This window comes from Kribbella sp. VKM Ac-2568, assembly GCF_004345365.1.
Taxonomy (GTDB): domain Bacteria; phylum Actinomycetota; class Actinomycetes; order Propionibacteriales; family Kribbellaceae; genus Kribbella; species Kribbella orskensis.
On the sequence record NZ_SLVF01000028.1, the window covers coordinates 1 to 15,473 of the forward strand.

Annotated in this window: 13 protein-coding genes and 1 pseudogene; 8 read left to right on the forward strand and 6 right to left on the reverse strand. The window is 65.7% G+C overall.

What is annotated here, in order from left to right; all coding sequences use genetic code 11:
- Positions 1–115: 115 nt before the first annotated feature.
- The gene (locus EV648_RS43655) at positions 116–940 is read right to left on the reverse strand and encodes a hypothetical protein (RefSeq protein WP_199235154.1); all 825 of its coding nucleotides are present in this window, start codon (positions 938–940) and stop codon (positions 116–118) included.
- 642 nt (positions 941–1,582) lie between these two features.
- On the opposite strand from EV648_RS43655, the gene EV648_RS43705 reads away from it, so the two are divergent.
- On the forward strand, positions 1,583–1,798 hold the full coding sequence (locus EV648_RS43705) for a hypothetical protein (RefSeq protein WP_132302062.1): 216 nt from the start codon (positions 1,583–1,585) through the stop codon (positions 1,796–1,798).
- Positions 1,799–2,519: 721 nt separating this feature from the next.
- A pseudogene (locus tag EV648_RS42095) lies at positions 2,520–3,894 on the forward strand (IS1380 family transposase).
- A gap of 136 nt (positions 3,895–4,030) precedes the next feature.
- On the opposite strand, the gene EV648_RS42100 reads toward EV648_RS42095, so the two are convergent.
- A complete protein-coding gene (locus EV648_RS42100) occupies positions 4,031–4,450 on the reverse strand; it encodes a hypothetical protein (RefSeq protein ID WP_206751969.1) in 420 nt (139 codons plus the stop codon).
- A 235-nt stretch (positions 4,451–4,685) separates the two neighbouring features.
- Here EV648_RS42100 and EV648_RS42105 point away from each other — a divergent pair, with 235 nt between their 5' ends.
- On the forward strand, positions 4,686–4,883 hold the full coding sequence (locus EV648_RS42105) for a hypothetical protein (RefSeq protein WP_132302066.1): 198 nt from the start codon (positions 4,686–4,688) through the stop codon (positions 4,881–4,883).
- A 34-nt stretch (positions 4,884–4,917) separates the two neighbouring features.
- On the opposite strand, the gene EV648_RS42110 is transcribed toward EV648_RS42105, so the two are convergent.
- Entirely contained in the window at positions 4,918–5,352 is a 435-nt protein-coding gene (locus EV648_RS42110) for a hypothetical protein (protein WP_132302068.1), read from the reverse strand.
- A 352-nt stretch (positions 5,353–5,704) separates the two neighbouring features.
- On the opposite strand from EV648_RS42110, the gene EV648_RS42115 reads away from it, so the two are divergent.
- The 3 genes from EV648_RS42115 to EV648_RS42120 all read left to right on the forward strand — a co-directional run bounded on the left by EV648_RS42115 (position 5,705) and on the right by EV648_RS42120 (position 9,157).
- Positions 5,705–6,856, forward strand: coding sequence for a phosphotransferase family protein (locus EV648_RS42115; RefSeq protein ID WP_158294237.1), 1,152 nt, complete (start codon positions 5,705–5,707; stop codon positions 6,854–6,856).
- Between the two features lie 424 nt (positions 6,857–7,280).
- Entirely contained in the window at positions 7,281–7,868 is a 588-nt protein-coding gene (locus EV648_RS45540; protein WP_370452784.1) for a T3SS effector HopA1 family protein, read from the forward strand.
- 149 nt (positions 7,869–8,017) lie between these two features.
- Positions 8,018–9,157, forward strand: a complete 1,140-nt coding sequence (locus EV648_RS42120) for a lanthionine synthetase LanC family protein (RefSeq protein ID WP_158294239.1) — start codon at positions 8,018–8,020, stop codon at positions 9,155–9,157.
- A 332-nt stretch (positions 9,158–9,489) separates the two neighbouring features.
- Here EV648_RS42120 and EV648_RS42125 read toward each other — a convergent pair whose 3' ends face one another.
- Positions 9,490–9,687: a hypothetical protein gene (locus EV648_RS42125; RefSeq protein ID WP_132302074.1), complete on the reverse strand. Its 198-nt coding sequence runs from the start codon at positions 9,685–9,687 to the stop codon at positions 9,490–9,492.
- A 199-nt stretch (positions 9,688–9,886) separates the two neighbouring features.
- On the opposite strand from EV648_RS42125, the gene EV648_RS42130 reads away from it, so the two are divergent.
- Both EV648_RS42130 and EV648_RS42135 read left to right on the forward strand, forming a co-directional pair.
- Positions 9,887–13,429: a CHAT domain-containing protein gene (locus tag EV648_RS42130; protein WP_132302076.1), complete on the forward strand. Its 3,543-nt coding sequence runs from the start codon at positions 9,887–9,889 to the stop codon at positions 13,427–13,429.
- A gap of 160 nt (positions 13,430–13,589) precedes the next feature.
- On the forward strand, positions 13,590–14,195 hold the full coding sequence (locus EV648_RS42135) for a hypothetical protein (protein WP_206751971.1): 606 nt from the start codon (positions 13,590–13,592) through the stop codon (positions 14,193–14,195).
- 390 nt (positions 14,196–14,585) lie between these two features.
- Here EV648_RS42135 and EV648_RS42140 read toward each other — a convergent pair whose 3' ends face one another.
- Complete coding sequence (locus tag EV648_RS42140; protein ID WP_158294240.1) at positions 14,586–15,035, reverse strand: integrase core domain-containing protein; 450 nt, start codon at positions 15,033–15,035, stop codon at positions 14,586–14,588.
- 102 nt (positions 15,036–15,137) lie between these two features.
- Positions 15,138–15,422, reverse strand: coding sequence for a transposase (locus tag EV648_RS42145; RefSeq protein WP_370452785.1), 285 nt, complete (start codon positions 15,420–15,422; stop codon positions 15,138–15,140).
- Positions 15,423–15,473: the final 51 nt, after the last annotated feature.

Below are 15,473 nucleotides of genomic sequence, written 5' to 3' on the forward strand. Positions count from 1 at the left end.
CCCTGGTTGAACAGCCGGGCGAACGGCTCGGACGCCGACACGTGCCCCAAGTCGTACAGCACCTTCTGCCAGAAGCGCGCGTACAGGAGGTGCAGCACGGCCTGCTCGCCCGCAGCTACCGCGAGAACTCGAAGCGCAGGCCCTGTTCGTCTTTCAGGACGACGATGTTGCCGCCGTTCGCGCCCAATAGCACATAGCGGTCGTGAGACCCCTCGAGCAGGCGGAGTCCGGTGTAGCGGAAGTGGTACGCCGAGTCCGGCCGGAGCTCCGATTCGGTGACGCCTGGTACGGCGAGCTCGAGTCGTTTCTCGCTGTACACCGTGACGGCAATGAGTTGCCAGGGGTAGACGAGGATGTCTTGGGCGAATGCCTCCCCGGTGGCTCGTGCGATGCGTTCGGTGTCCCAGAAGATCGCGAAGGCCAGCAGGACATACACGATGATCGATGTAGGTCGAGGCCAGCTCGCTCCGGAACCCACGGTGCGCGTGAGAGTGCTCCCGTACAGCGCCAGGAGCAGACCGATGGACAGGCTGATGGGAACGGCGATGAAGCGGGTCGCCGGCAGTGCGAGCATCACGCCTGCGGTCAGCAGCCAGATCGGCCACGACCACACCAACAGCCGTCCCGCTCGGCTCGCTGAGGCGCGGACCCGATCGCTTCTACGGGCGGCGGCGACCAGCCGGCGATGTTGATGGTGGAGGACCAGAACGACGAGCACGAGTACGACGAACGGCAGGAAGAGCACGTTGACGCTCTTGAGGAGATAGTCTTGAACGGACAGTTGCAGGATGGCAGGGTCATAGCCCAGAGCGCGGGCCTGGAAACGCGTACGTACCCAACCGAAGTAGAACAACAGTGCGGTGGCGAGGGCGATCGGCGACCCGATTGTGGCCAGCGACCGCACCCAGTGCGGCGTTCCACTTCCGCCGGACTCAGTCACCGGGGCGAGGTTCGGCTCGTGCTCGGCCGGCTGGACGAGGTCGCCGGCGGATCGTCGTAGGTGAACTGCGCGCCACTGAACGGCGCGAGCGGCCATCCTTCGGGATAGATGGTCACGTCCCGGTCCGCACCTTGGAGGCGAGGAGGCACGGTGATGACTGCGCTCGTACCGCCCATTTCCGATCGGACCGTGATCCGGGTGTCGTGCGATTCGAGGTCAATGCCCTGGTCGAAATGAATCACAACGGTGGCTGGGAGATGAACTCCGAACACGCGAACTGGGTATCCACCTTGCGACGAGCCGTGCTCCGGCGAGACCTGGAGAATCCGTGGGCAAGGAAACGCCTCTCCAACCCGAGCGCGCGTCGGCCGCAACTGCACGGCTGGATGTTGCTTGTGTGCGTTGACGAGTCTGCGCAGGAACGCGATCACGGCACGATCGATGCAGTCCCGCGGGTGCAACGATTGAGCGGATGCTCGGCTCGCAAGCGCCCACAGTTGTGCGTTCCCGCTGGTGGCGGCGAGACAGGCTGCGGCGGCCGCGTCGTAGTATGAGGGCAATGGCTGGTCCGGGTCCCTGGCGATTTGCCGTGCGTCTGCACAGCTCTGGTCCGCCAGCAACGCAACAAAGGATTCCTCCGGGATGTCAACCCCGCCGGCGACACCCAGCCCGACAATCCATTCGACGAACCGCGGCCGGGATCGAGTCTTGGTCGACGGTGGCCGAGTCGTGGTCGACGTCGAGCTGGTGCTGGTCGACGGTGCCGGTGAGCTCGGCTCGGCCGGTGACGTATCGGTCGACTTGGTGTGCCCGGACGTGGTGGGGGTCGTCCGCGCTGGAGGCGTGATCGTCCCCTGAATCTGCTGGCTCGTCGATTCAGTCGGCGAGGACGCCCTGGGACCGGCCACCGGCGCATCCCGCTCCGCACAGGCAGGCAGAACCGTCACTGCGCTGAGCGCCAATCCAGCTACCCCGACCCACATCCCATGCATCCCGCGCCCCCTGCCTAGCTTTCAGGTTGCCCCTCGGATCGCGCCAGTACAACCCAAATACCTCCCCAACACACTCACAAGCCGGAATACACCCGTACGAATCAAACAGTTGTTCTCCGACCGGTTTGTCGTAACACTCGGGTGAGTTCGGTCGATCAATCGTGTTGGGGATCGAGGCAGTTGTCAGGCAGTAGCTGAGCGGACGGGAGATCAATGAAGGAGCTCGAGGTCGAACTCGGTGAACGGACCTACCGGATCAGAACAGAGGTGGGAAATGCGTTTTCACACCTCAACGGCCCGATCGGCGATTTCGAGCTCCTGCGAGACATGATCGACATTTACAACGATCTGAACTCGGGTGACAAGGTCCTGATCAGGTGGAATCTGATCCCGCCATCCGCTTCAGGGACGTGCCGAGCTGACGTCGCCGACCGGTGCCGGGGAATGGGGTGGCTAGCCCCGACGTTGCAATAACGATGTGGTCGCGGAGTCGACACGCGTCGTAGATGTAGGGAAGTGCCTTGCCTGCGAGGGGTTCTGGGTGTGTCTAAGACTCAGAATGGTCCAAGCGGGAAGGCACTTCGTAGGTGCAGAATACAACGACGCGTCCGGTGGTCACGGTGACGGCCGATGGGCGGGGTGTCGCCTCGCATGCCGGGTCGAGGCTGCTCGCGGATCTGGCCGATGTGACCGGTGTGCCGCAGGCGTTCAGTGAGGCGTTGGGTGGGCTGCGGCGGCGCCGCTCGAGGCATGATCCGGGCCGGGTGCTGGTCGATGTCGCGGTGATGCTTGCCGATGGCGGCGAGGCGATCTCGGACCTGGCGGTGTTGCGGGACCGGCCGGAGTTGTTCGGCGCGGCTGCCTCGACGGCCACGGCGTGGCGGGTCTTGGATGGTGTCGACGAGACCGTGTTGGGTCGGCTGCGGCAGGCGCGCGCGGTGGCTCGGGAGCGTGCCTGGCTGGCTCGGGCCGAGCTCGGGCGGGTGTTGCCGTCCGCGGGTGGGCGCCTGCTGCCGGGTCTGGTCATCGACGCCAGCCTGGTGAGGTGTCACAGCGAGAAAGAGTCGGCGGCGGCCACGTTCAAAGGCGGTTTCGGGTACCACCCGGTGCTGGCGTTCCTCGACAACACCGGCGAAGCACTGGCCGGGCTGCTGCGCCCGGGCAACGCGGGCAGCAACACTGCGGTCGACCACATCACGGTGACCGATCTGGCGCTGGCCCAGATCCCCGACACGCTGCGGTATGGCCGCCCGATCCTGGTCCGGGCCGACGGGGCGGGTGCCACCAGAGACTGGCTGGCGCACCTGCGCGGGCTGCGCAATCAGAACCTGGACGTGGAGTTCTCGGTCGGGTTCACCATGACTCGCGCGGTCCAGGCCGCGATCGACGCGCTCCCCAAGACGGCGTGGACGCCTGCGATCGAGACCGACGGGTCGGTCCGTGACGGCGCCGACGTCGCGGAGGTCACCGGCTTCCTTGACGGCCTGACCGGTGCCGGCTGGCCGGCCGGGATGCGGGTGATCGTGCGCCGTGAACGACCTCATCCGGGCGCCTAGTTGTCGCTGTTCGACCAGCGTGACGGGCTGCGCTACCAGGCTTTCGCCACCGATACACCCCGCGGCCAGCTCGCCCATCTCGAGGCCAGACACCGTGCCCATGCCCGGGTCGAAGACCGGATCCGCTGCGGCAAGGACACCGGCATCGGCCGGTTCCCCGTCGCGGCTGTTCGCGCTCAACGCGGCCTGGCTGGAACTCGCGCTGACCGCGATCGACCTGATCGCCTGGGCCCAGCACCTCCTGCTCGACGGCGACCTGGCCACGTGTGAACCTAAAGCGCTGCGCTACCGGCTCCTGCACACCGCGGCCTGCATCACCCGAGGCCAACGCCGGACCTACGTCCGGCTGGCCGAGCACTGGACCTGGGCTCGCGATCTCGCTGCCGCGTTCGCCCGTCTCGCCTGATCCCGCACCCGCTACGCACCTGAACAACCAGGCCCTGACCACCCACAACTAAAGGACAACGGAACAGCCGGCACGCCGGCTGATCCCTCACGCCCAACAACTGCCCGCACCCATCGACCCCGTCCACCGCCACGGATCAACGGCTTACTGAAAGACCGGGGTTAGCTCTCGAAGGACTGAGCGACGACGACGCCCGGGAGTACGGCAGCAGCACCAGCGCATGCCGTGCCAGGGTGCGGCCAAGAAGCAGTTCGTCTCCGGGTGGGACCAGGTGCCTGGCGCGTTCGAAGTCGCGCAACGCTTCGTCGGTATCGCCGGCGTGCATGCGCAGCCAGCCCCTGCTGAGCAAGGCAGGCACCAGTTCCACGCTGTTGGCGCGCCCGGCCAGCGCCTCTTCGAGCACGCCGAGCGCCGTGGTCCGGTGTCCCGCGCTCCCGAGATAGGACGCGGCCGACTGAGCCAACTCCAACCTGCCCGGCACATCCGCGCTACCTTCGGTCGACTCGACAACCGAGGCAGCAACGGCGTACCACGTCAGCAGTGTGACGGACGACATCGACAAGACGAAGCAGGCGATCCGCGAGCGTGTGTGGGCTCTACCCGACGAACACGGAGTAGTCCAACCACCAGGGGCAGCCGGACACATCCCAGCGTTCGTAGGGGCTGGTGAAGCTGCCGCCCGGCTGGCTGATCTTCCGGAATGGAAGGCCACGCGCGTCGTTAAGGCGAATCCCGATCGGGCACAGTTGCCCATACGGGTCCAGGCACTTCGCGAGGGAAAGGTGCTCTACATGGTCGTACCGGCGCTCGCCACCGCGCAGCGCTTCTACCTGCTGAACCCTCAGGACTTCGACGCGTCATTCGAGGTGGCAGCCCCGAGCAAGGCGCCGCTCAAGTGGCTCGGCGGGTCGGCGTTTCGGCTGCTACAGAACAACGTGCTCGACCGTCGTCGGTGGGTCCCCGCCGGGACCTGCGGATCGCGAGTGTGACGTGGATCTAACGCACCGATCACCGGCGTCGCTGTTAAACCGCGCTCGACCGGTTGCCTCCGTCGAGTACGAGACCACCACGACCAAACCCGCCACCACGCGGCCTGACCGAACCTGACACCGGATCGTTCGGCACGCCATAGCTTCTTGACAGATACCGCGCCTCAGGGTAGCGTTTTTGGCGATTTCTGGAGGCCAGATGGCGAATCCAAAGTATCGGCCACATCGACTCGTTGAGAAACTTTCGGGCGAATCCGACCAGTCCGTCTTGAAACTTCTCGGCTATTTTGGTAGTACCGTTGAGGGCGTCGTCAAATTCTATCCAGACCTTGATGATCTCTCGGTCTACTATGCGATCCATGAGGACGACATCGTGCACGTCGAAGATGCGTCCGCTGACGAGTTGCCAAATGACGGGTCCGCGATCTGGGTCAAGGCGAATGCACGAGTTGAGCGATGCGTAAGTCACCGGATATCGCTCGAAGCACGCTTTCTCGCTGGCCGGGTGTCAGCAAGAATGGCCAGCGGACCAGCGGTCCCTTTTCACTCCTTGCCTCGCCGGGCCGCGGGACCGCAAGGGCAAGATTCGCTCTACCCTTGCTCCTTAAACTGGGAGGGATGCCTCCCGACCGTCTGGCCCTGCACTGTAGTGTTTGGCGAATGCCCACCTCCCGAGTTTGCAACAGTCAACTCGTGCGACTTTACTTGCGCGGGATATACCTGTGGCCACGACTGCGTCTCGGTACGACCCGTTGAGTGCCGGACGTATGATTGCAGCCTCGCGCCGCCCCCCGCAATTTGTCAGGGTCCAGTGTGGTCGCGTGACGTCTGTCCGAGGTGAGTCTTCGAATCTAACGGTCGACACCGTTGTCTCGTACCTCATCGAACAAGGTGTACTAAGCGTAGCCGCAATCGTTGCGAGCGACGTTGAGGTCATCGATGTCGGCCGGCGTAATCAGAATCTGAAGATCGTCCGTCGATCGGGCCCTAGTCATCTGCTTAAGCAGGCAGGTGCGGGCGAGTCCACAACGGAAAGAACCGTTCATTCTGAGGCGGCCTTCTACAATCAGTGCCAAATCGACCCCGACTTGACCGACGTGCGAGCCGTCATTCCCAAGCTCCACCATTGGGACGCGGATCGAAGCTTGTTGCTAACGGAATTGATCGACGGTCAGACGTTGTGGGCGCACTACGCCGCGGCGTCTACCTTGCCATCCGAGTCGGCGGCCGCTCTTGGTACGGCCATCGGCACAATTCATCGGACCTTCCGGCAACCATCGTCACACTCCCTGCCGTGGATCGCAGGTCTCCCGACATACCCGCCATGGGTTCTCCTCGCCCACCGACCGACGCCGGATATGTTCGCGCGCCTGAGTCCAGCCAACCTGCAGGTCCTCAAGTTGATCCAGATAGACCGAACGATGGTCACAGCCCTCGACGGGCTACGAAGGGATTGGACAGCTGACACAATCATCCACAACGACCTCAAGGGCGACAACCTGCTCGTTACGACAACCGCTGACGGCGGTGTCGGCGTTCACATCGTCGATTGGGAACTCATCAGCGTCGGTGACGCTGCTTGGGATGTCGGTAGTGTGTTCCGCGACTTCTTGGATTACTGGCTGCTGTCGGTTCCATTAAGCGGCGACCTGACGCCCGAAGAGATGCTACAAGGCGCACAGATTCCCCTAGCGAAACTGCATCCTGCGATCAGAGCGTTTTGGAATGCTTATCGCGCGGCTGCGGAGATGGAGGCTAGCGTGCTCAACTCCTTCCTGCTCCGCTCGGTTCGCCTCTCGGCTGCGCGAATGGTGCAAGGTGCCTACGAGTTATCTTTGAGCACACAGAATCCGCCGAATGTTGCCTACGGCATGCTGCAGCTCGCCCTGAACATCTTGAGCGACCCTCGGGACGCATCCCTCCACCTGTTCGGTCTTCCCCTACCCTGGAGGAAGCCCAGTTATGGCGCGTAGTACTGCAGATGTGCGCGAAGTCGTCGACGCTGTTCATATCTATACCAGCTGTCGCTTCTCCGTTCTTGATGAGATACACGAAGTGACACCGACACACAGCGACATCGATGAGATTCGCGCTCGCCTCGCGAATATGCTCTATCAACGACTGTACTGCAGACCATCAAGGCCACCATCAACAGCTGCCCATGATGCGCGGGCAACTCGCGTCTTCGTTGATAGCCTCTCGCGAGCCAACTGCGGCACCGGCACCTGGGATCCTGGCTGGGCTGTAACCGCGCTTGAAGACGACGGTACGGTGTTAGTACACAAGCACCCTGACGATCTCATGCTGTGGGCGTCCCCCCGTCAATTCAGGCCGGCCGACGGAACCGCTTATGTTGGAGGTGTCGGTCGGCTTTCGCTGGGCAAGGAACTGCGTGAGATGCTCCCGGGATTTTATACCATTTTGGGCGACGCGGACCAACCCGACGGCAACGACGACGTTCCGGTTCGCCTGATTCGATTTTACTGGCACCTGACGTCAAGTGCGGCGCCCTTATGGATACGCGAGCTGACGCAAAGGTTCAATGCCGCTGGCGTCGCCTTTCGGGCAAAGGTACTTAGCAGACCGACCGCCTATTTCCGTGCGGACGCTGGTGTTCTCTATGTAACGCTAACCGACTTGTCGACTGTAATGACTCTAGTCGATGGCATCTACGAGGCGATGTCAACGCACCTACGTCCCACCACCCCAATGTTTACGAAGCGGTTAGCCCCCGGACTTGCCGTTGCCGAGGATCCCGGCGGTGGGAGAAGCTTTGGCCAACACCGTTGCGAACTCGTCGCTGAAGGCCTAGTACGGGCGTTTCAAGGCAAGAGAACATCACTAGGTGACGTCGTGGACTCGATTGCCTCGCGCTTCGCCGAGGACGGACTAGTCCTGACTCGGCCGTGGTCGAGCGCAGGTTCGAAGGTGCGGTACGCGTGGCCGCCACGGTCCGCCCCCGCCGGAACCTTCGGTGGCACGTGAAGCAGGCTCGGGTCGCCCTGCTAAATGCGGCGACGACCATCGGCCTAGAGCTGTGCTCGAACGCGTACTGGCACAGAGGGCGCTGCAACTGGGTGGGACGAAGCCCTCGTGAGGCGACGGAGCCCGGGATGCCACTTACTCCTATGGTCATGGCACTCGGCCCAGATCTCTACGCCGGCACCGCAGGTATAGGCCTGTTCCTGGCCGAACTCTTCGCGAAGACAAGGCTTGAAGAGGTCGGGATGACCGCTCGCGGCGCGATCCAACACGCCTTGTGGAAGGCCAATGACCCGCACGGCGACCTCCGAGAAGGCTTCTACAACGGATCCGTTGGGATCGCGTACGCCGCTACGCGAGTCGGTATCCTCACCGACGACGAGCGGCTGGTCAATGCCGGTATTCGACTCGCATCCCGGGCTGCGTCGTCGCGCGGTAACAGCAACCTTCTTGATGTCATGAGCGGCAACGCCGGTGTGGTTGCTCCACTCTTGCGGCTCGCCAGTCTCGCTGGCGACCAACGACTGCAGGAGCGCACCATCGCGCTCGCCGAGGAACTGGCCACGACAGCCAGCAAGGCCGACGGGGCATGGTCCTGGGAAAATGATCGCGCCTGCGGTCCAGGGGCCGGTCCGACACCCCTGTGCGGATTTGCCCACGGCGCGTCGGGCATCGGACTCGCTCTGATCGAAACCGGTGCCCATAGTTCACGTCATGACCTGATCGAGGGAGGGCTTGCCGCCTTCGCTTACGAGGATCGACTCTACGACCGCGAACACGAGAACTGGCCGGACTTGCGTGAGCTTCGCTCGCAATCTGACGATCCGCGGGCTCCGGTGCAGGCGCGTTTCATGATCGCGTGGTGCCACGGAGCGGCCGGGATCGGTCTTGCTCGGCTGAGGGCATCTCGTCTGCTTCCCGAACACGGAGCCACTCTCCAACTGGGCACTGAGCGAGCAATCAATGCCACGCTCAAGTACTTGCAAGCGCTTCCAGAGGACGTCGATGCATCGCCTTGTCACGGACGCGCGGGAGTTGCCGAAACTCTCCTTTACACCACGGAAGTGCTGGGCAACCCAAGCTATACAGAAAAGGTCGTGAAGATGTGGAACCTGCTCGTAGGAGCGCACGAACCTGACGCGCCGTGGCCATGTGGCGTCGCCTCCGGTCGAAATAGTCCATCACTGATGCTCGGCTACGCGGGCATCGGGTATGGGCTCTTGCGAGCGGTCGATCCCTACTCGACACCATCCGTCCTCGTCATCGACGCGGAGCTGGTCAGATCCGCCTAACCTGGGCCGGGGCCTGCGGCGGTGTCCAACTCGACGTGAGCGGCTGCTCGATCTGGTCGACGGACCGGCCGACCAGCGTCGGGCGTACGGTGGAGCAACCGGTCGCGGAGCAGCTGGCGCGCCCCGGTCTGGTGTAACCGAGCAACTCAGCGGACTCGGCGACGTGGGCGAGCAGGGCGAGGGCGGTCCAGCGGTACCAGGACGTCCAGGTCCGGACCCTGGTGTTCGTCCGGAGCGGCGAGTTCCTTGCCGCCGGCGAAGCCTTCCTCGACCTTCCGGCGCTAGCTGGCGACCCGGGACCAGCTCGACCAGTAGTACCGGCCCTGGAGCCCTCATGGTCCCCATGCCGCAGCCGACATCAGGCGCTGCATCCCTTGCGGCCCGGCGTCTCCAGCGTGCTCGGCCAACGTCCAGCAGTTCGCCTGCGGCTGGCCCGCCAGGAGCCCTCGCACGAACCCCGCCACCCGCCGTCGCAGCTTGACCCGCACGAACCACGAGCCGATCCGGGACATCAGATCATCGAAGGCCAACGCCCAATGATCAAGGTCTGTATTCTGCCGTGCGACCACCGCACGGCCTCCTTCGGTCCACACAACCAAGATCCTCGAGCAGTGGCTGCTTCACGCCGGGGACCGCCACATCGCAAGATCAAGTTTTCGCTGCAGCTCGCTTGCGGACTGTCGGGCCGGCAGGGGCGAGACTAGTGTTGGTTGGCGCGGAGGAGGCATTGTGTCGTTGCGTGGGCCGCCGGGAAAGTCGACGCCGGACCCCGGCGCGGTCGCCGCGGCGGAGGCGTCGCTGCGCGACGCCCCGCGCGGCGAGGATCCAGGCGACCGGGCTGTACGCCTGGTTGAACTGGCCGACCTGCGCCGGCTGGTGGGCGATGGCACCGATCCGACCGAGCAGGGTCGCACCATTACGCTGTATCAGCAGGCTCGCGACCTCGTGGATCCGGACTCCGAGATGTCCGCCCGGATCCTCGTCGGCCTTGCTGGCAGCCTCCGCGAGCGCTATTTGGCCGTGGGCGATCCGGCTGACCTCGACGTTGCAGTCGTGCTCGCCGAGCAGGCCGTGCGCAGCCGGCCGCCGGATAGTGGACAACGGCTGCGTGGGCTCCTGGAACTCGGTGTCTTGCTTTACGGGCGCTACCAGCGCGCGAGGATGCCGCTAGACCTCGATCGAGCGATCGAATTGCTCGGCCAGACGTTCGACATCCCGGGCCAGGCAGACCGTACGGCCTGCCGATGGCACCTGGGCGTAGCATTCGCCGAGCGTCGAGCCCCGGACGATCTCGATCGCGCATCCGACATTCTGGGGAGCCTCGCCGACGACCTGCCACCCGGATCGGCCGACCGCCATATCCTCCTGAACGAACTGTTTTGGATCGAGCAGCAGCGGGCCGGTCCGGACGACCGGCTGGACGCGATGGAGCGCGTCATCGCCCGCGGCCGACACACGCTGGCCGAGTCCCCGGACGGGTGGCCCGAACGGATGCAAGTGATCGAAGCAGTCGGCGACGCACTGATCCGGCGCGGAGTCCGTTACCGGCAGCCGGCCGGGTTCACCGAGGCGATCAACCTGCTGCGGCACGGTATCGAAAGCGTTCCGGTAGCTACGCCGGGCCGGGCCGCTCTCGAGTACATGATGGCCAGGGCGCAGGTCGAACTGTTCCACGTGCTCCCGCAGCGTGAAATTCTCGACCGAGCGATCGACGCCGCGCGCGACGCTGTGGCCGAGTCGTACACCGATGATCCCGATCGGCTCCGGTTCGCCCGGCTGCTGGCCCAACTCAGTATCGAGCACCGGCGGATCGTCGAGGGCCCCATGGCCGTGCTGACCGACCGCACGGTCATCGATCCGTACGCGGCGGCGGTGGACGCGCTGCCCTTCGGCCACCCCGATCGACCGCACTACCTGGTCGAGCTCGTGGACCTGCTGTGGGGTGGCGGCGGCCCCGGACGAGATCCGCGGGTGTTGGACGAGGTGGTTCCGCTCATGACGGAGGCGGTCGCCCAGACCACGCGGGACGCACCGCACCGCGGGTCCTTCCTCTATCGCCTGGGCACGGTTCTCGAGCAGCGCAGCGCCCTCCTGCTGGACGCCGACGACTTGGACCGGGCGATCGAGTGCTACCGCACCGTCCTGGACCTTTACCCGCCCGGCTCGGTGGAACGTGTCGACTACCTGCTCGCGATTGCGTCGGCCCTCAGTCGGCGGGCGGGTCGGACGCGCGACTTTCGCGAGCTGAATGCCATGCGGGCCGAGCTCGAGGGCCTACTGCCAACGCTGACTGCCGACGATCCGGCTGGCCATAACCTGCGCTATCTCCTGGCGACGATCTATGACGAAGAGCACGGTGACCCAGACGGTGGTGACCTCCAACGGAAGATCACGCTGCTGAAGGAGTTAGTGGCCACGCCGCTCGCCGGCGCACCGCCCGACGATGCGGCGACGTCGATGCTGGCCGTAAGCTTGATGGAGCGGGGCCGGCACGTCGGCGACCTCGGCGACACCAGCACGGCGATCTCGATGTTGCGTGAAATCCTCGCCCGTACCCCGATTGGCCACCACGACCGGATCGGCACCCGGGCCAACCTCGCGCACGCGTTGGAAGATCGCTTTCGTCAGGCCCAGGACCGAGCCGACCTGGACGAGGCGGTCAGCCTGCTCGAGAGTGCGGTCCTCGACGCAGGCGCGGACGCACCGGACCGGCCCCAAGCAGACGACATCCTGGCCCGGGCCCTGCATACCCGGTACCGAGCGTTCGGGTCGATGGCCGACCTCGACCGTGCTGTGGACAACTGGGAACATGCCTGGCGGCAGCTGCAGGACACGTTCTGGGCGCTGCCGGTGCCGTACAAACGAGGTCAGCAGTCGGTGTGGTCGTCCACGTATCGCCGGCTGGTCGCCGCTCTGCTCACCCGGGCCGAGGCCCGCCCGGAGGCCGCCGCTGAGTGCCGGCGCCGAGCGCTGGTGGTGGCCGAGAGCGCGAAGTCGCGGCTGCTGTCCGATCTGGTCGGACGGGACTGGCTGCCGGCTCCGGCGGCCGTCGAACCGTTGCTGGAGCGGGAACGCGAGCTGCTGCGGCTGCTATCCGTTTGGGACATGCCGCGCGTGGCGGAAGTGCCGGACGCGCCGAGCGTACGAGATCGCCCTGATCGTCTGCGCGAACTCAACCAGGTCTGGTCGCGGATGGAAGCCGCCGGGCCGGAGGCGGCGGATTACGTCGGTCTTCGCCGAGGCGACTCGCCGGACTGGGACGACCTGGCTGAAGTCGCGGCCGAGGCCGGCCCGGACACCGCCGTCGTGTCTCTGTCATTCACTGAGGACAGCACCGTGCTGTTCGTCCTCCGGGCCGGGTGGGACGCGCCGGAGGTTGTGCAGGCCGACCTGCCGGCGTCGGTGTGGGTCGACGCCCAGGGCCGCCTGGTTCGCGAGATCGCTCGGTCGTACGGCCGGCCCGGTCCGGCTGTCACCTGGCACCGACGCGTTGACGGCCTCTTGCAGCAGGCCGCTCCCCATCTGGATGGCGCCGGCCTGATCCTGGCGTCGCCATCCGGCAGCGCCTACCAGATGCCCTGGGCGCTTCTCGCCGACGTCGGCGGCTGGCGCGGCCCGGCGGGCAGCACACCGGCGATCGCCATGGTGCCGTCGCTCGGGCTACGCCTGCGCCAGATCCGGCGCAGTCCCGCGATCGACACCGACGGAGTCCGGCTGGCCCTGGTAGCGGGAGACCCGCAGGGTCAGCTACCACACGCTCGTGACGAGGCGACAGCTGTCGCTGCGCTTTACGACACGGTTCCGCTGCTGGGCCCGCAGGCAACCCGGAATCGGGTACTGGCCGAGCTCAATCGCTGCGCGATCGCCCACCTGGCCACCCATGCCCAGTTCGACCCGGAGTCGTCGTTGGACTCGGGGATCGAGCTCGCCGACGGCCCGCTGACAGCGCGCGACGTCCTGAATCTCCGGACCGGCCTCGACCTGCTCGTGCTGTCCGCCTGCGACACCGGTCGGGTGGAGATCAGCCCGGGTGACGAGCTTGCCGGTCTGGTACAAGCCTTCCTGCTGGCCGGTGCCCGCCATGTCGCGGTGAGTCTCTGGCCGGTCGACGATGCGGCCACTGCCCGGTTGATGACCCGCTTCCACGAGCGTCTTCGCCACGATGGCACGACGCCCGCCGCGGCCCTGCACGCCGCGGCCGACGACCTGCGCGCGCACGTGGAGCACACCCATCCGTACTACTGGGCGGCTTTCGTCACAGTCGGCGGATAGAAGTCGGAAAGGAGATACCGTGTTGCTGCCCAGTCGCCCGGACACCGCAGACCTCATCTTTGACGGTGCTCTGGAACTCGAGGATCCTGAGCCGGGCGCGGTCCAACGCGCCGTCGGCAGAGCTGCCGACCCGGCCGAGATCGCCCGGCTGCTGCCGCAAGTGAGCGTCGGGCGGCCCGAGGCCTGGTCCATCGACGATCTCTACCGACGGGCTGGCACCACGCCGCCCAGCCTCACGCAGGCGATGCTCGAGCGCTACGACCTCTACCTGATCCGCCTGGCCTGTTCGTTCCGACCCGAGCACGGCAAGAGCCGCGTCGACTGGGCCCGATTCGAGCTAACCCTCGAACCGGACGACCAAGGTAACCAGCCGCTCGCCGAGGATTTGCATCCCGACGTCGTCGACGCCGAACAAAAGGCTCACACCAAAGCAGTCATCGGTCCGTCGGTGAAGTTTCAGTCGGTCGAGGTCTCGGTCGGAAACCTAGAGATCGGCGTCGAGTACACGAAGCTGCTCCCCCGGATCAGCGCCAGCGGGCAGTTCCAAGCCAACCCGGCATGGGACTACTTCCGGGTGCCGGGCCACGACGTCGTCGGCGGCAAGATGATGCACCTGATCGCAAAGGCGCCACAGGGGATGGCGGCCGCGACCGGCACCATCACGCTCACCGCCGACATCGAGACCACCGGTGGCATCATCCGGGCGATTCTGCGCCGTCCCTCCGACAAGGTCGCCGCCAGCTTGCCGGTCCGGCTGTGGCCCTGACGAGGGTGCCCGCGCGCGGCTCGTTGTCGCGCCCGGCCCAGTGGACGAACGACAGGCCGAGTGTCCTCACGTTGTCGCACCGACCTTCGGCGCAGCGCCGACCGGTCGGCGCTGCGCGCCGAGGCCATCGGCCGCGCACTGCAGGTCGCGGGGCCGCATCGCTGCCTAGCTGGCAGACACCTATGCGTGCAATGGCTTATGCAATAAAACCCTGATAACAGGTGCTGTTGACGGCCGCGAACGAGGATGAAGTGCTGTCCATGTTGGAGGACGAGGCTGCTGACAAGCAGCCTCACCGGCCTCCGGAGGCGGGCGCAGGTTGGAATCCTGCCGGGGGCACCTTGTGATGTCTCAAGACATCCCGGACAGGTGAACCCACGTTTCGTGGGTTCACCTGCTTCTTTTGGGGACGGGTCCGGGTGGTTTCCCGGTGGGCTGGTAGTCGCGGGTGGGATCGAGGATCAGTTCGCGCAGGAGTTCGCCGGTGGCTGCGTCGACGACGCGGATGTGCAGGTCGTGGATGAGGAGCAGGACGTGGGTTCGGGCGTGGGTTCGTCCGATGCCGATGTGGTGGAGCCGGCCGTTGACGCGCAGGGTGACGACGCCGGTGTGGTCGACGCGGTCGGTGCGGACGCGCTGGTGGACCTCGCCGGTCCGGTCGGTGCTCGGGCCGGCTTTCGGGCGGGCTGCGTAGGCGGCCGCGGGGGTGGCTCGGTGCGGCAGGGACCGATGCGGGCGGCGGTGGTTGTACTCCTCGACGAAGGCGTCGAGCAGCGTCTGCAGTTCGGCGACGGTGGCCGGCGGGACGGGTTGGGCCCGCAGCCATTTCTGGCTCTTCACAATCCGGGGTGTAGTTGCGGTCTGAGCCCGTCGGCCCCGGGTTCGCGGTAGGCGGCGATCATGCGCTGGCAGATCCCCCAGCTCGCTTCGACCTCGACGTGGTCATCTGTCGCGAACAGGCCGGTCAGCCGTTGAGCCTGCTTGCTGGTGAGTAGGTCGGCGCTGGTGTGCAGGGTCCGCCGAGCGGAGTAGAGCGGGTCGTGTTTGCGGCCCCGGTGGCCGTGGATGGCCTGCTGGACTCGTCGTTGGCACTCGTCGGCACTCGTCGAGAGCGTCGCCGGCCAGCCGTACCACGTGGAACGGATCCATGACCGCGACCGCGTCCGGCAACTCTTCGGCAGCCGCGGTCTTGAAGCCGGTGAAGCCGTCCATCGCGACCACGTCCACGGCGTCGCGCCAGGCCTCGTCGCGGTCGGCGAGCCAGTACTTGAACGCTTG

Bases quoted from the DNA above. Each gene is read 5' to 3' on its own strand.
- EV648_RS43705 (WP_132302062.1), top strand. From the start codon at position 1,583: ATGTCAACCCCGCCGGCGACACCCAGCCCGACAATCCATTCGACGAAC.
- EV648_RS45540 (WP_370452784.1), top strand. From the start codon at position 7,281: ATGCTCCCGGGATTTTATACCATTTTGGGCGACGCGGACCAACCCGAC.
- EV648_RS42120 (WP_158294239.1), top strand. From the start codon at position 8,018: ATGGCACTCGGCCCAGATCTCTACGCCGGCACCGCAGGTATAGGCCTG.
- EV648_RS42105 (WP_132302066.1), top strand. From the start codon at position 4,686: ATGGTCGTACCGGCGCTCGCCACCGCGCAGCGCTTCTACCTGCTGAAC.
- EV648_RS42100 (WP_206751969.1), bottom strand. From the start codon at position 4,450: ATGTCGTCCGTCACACTGCTGACGTGGTACGCCGTTGCTGCCTCGGTT.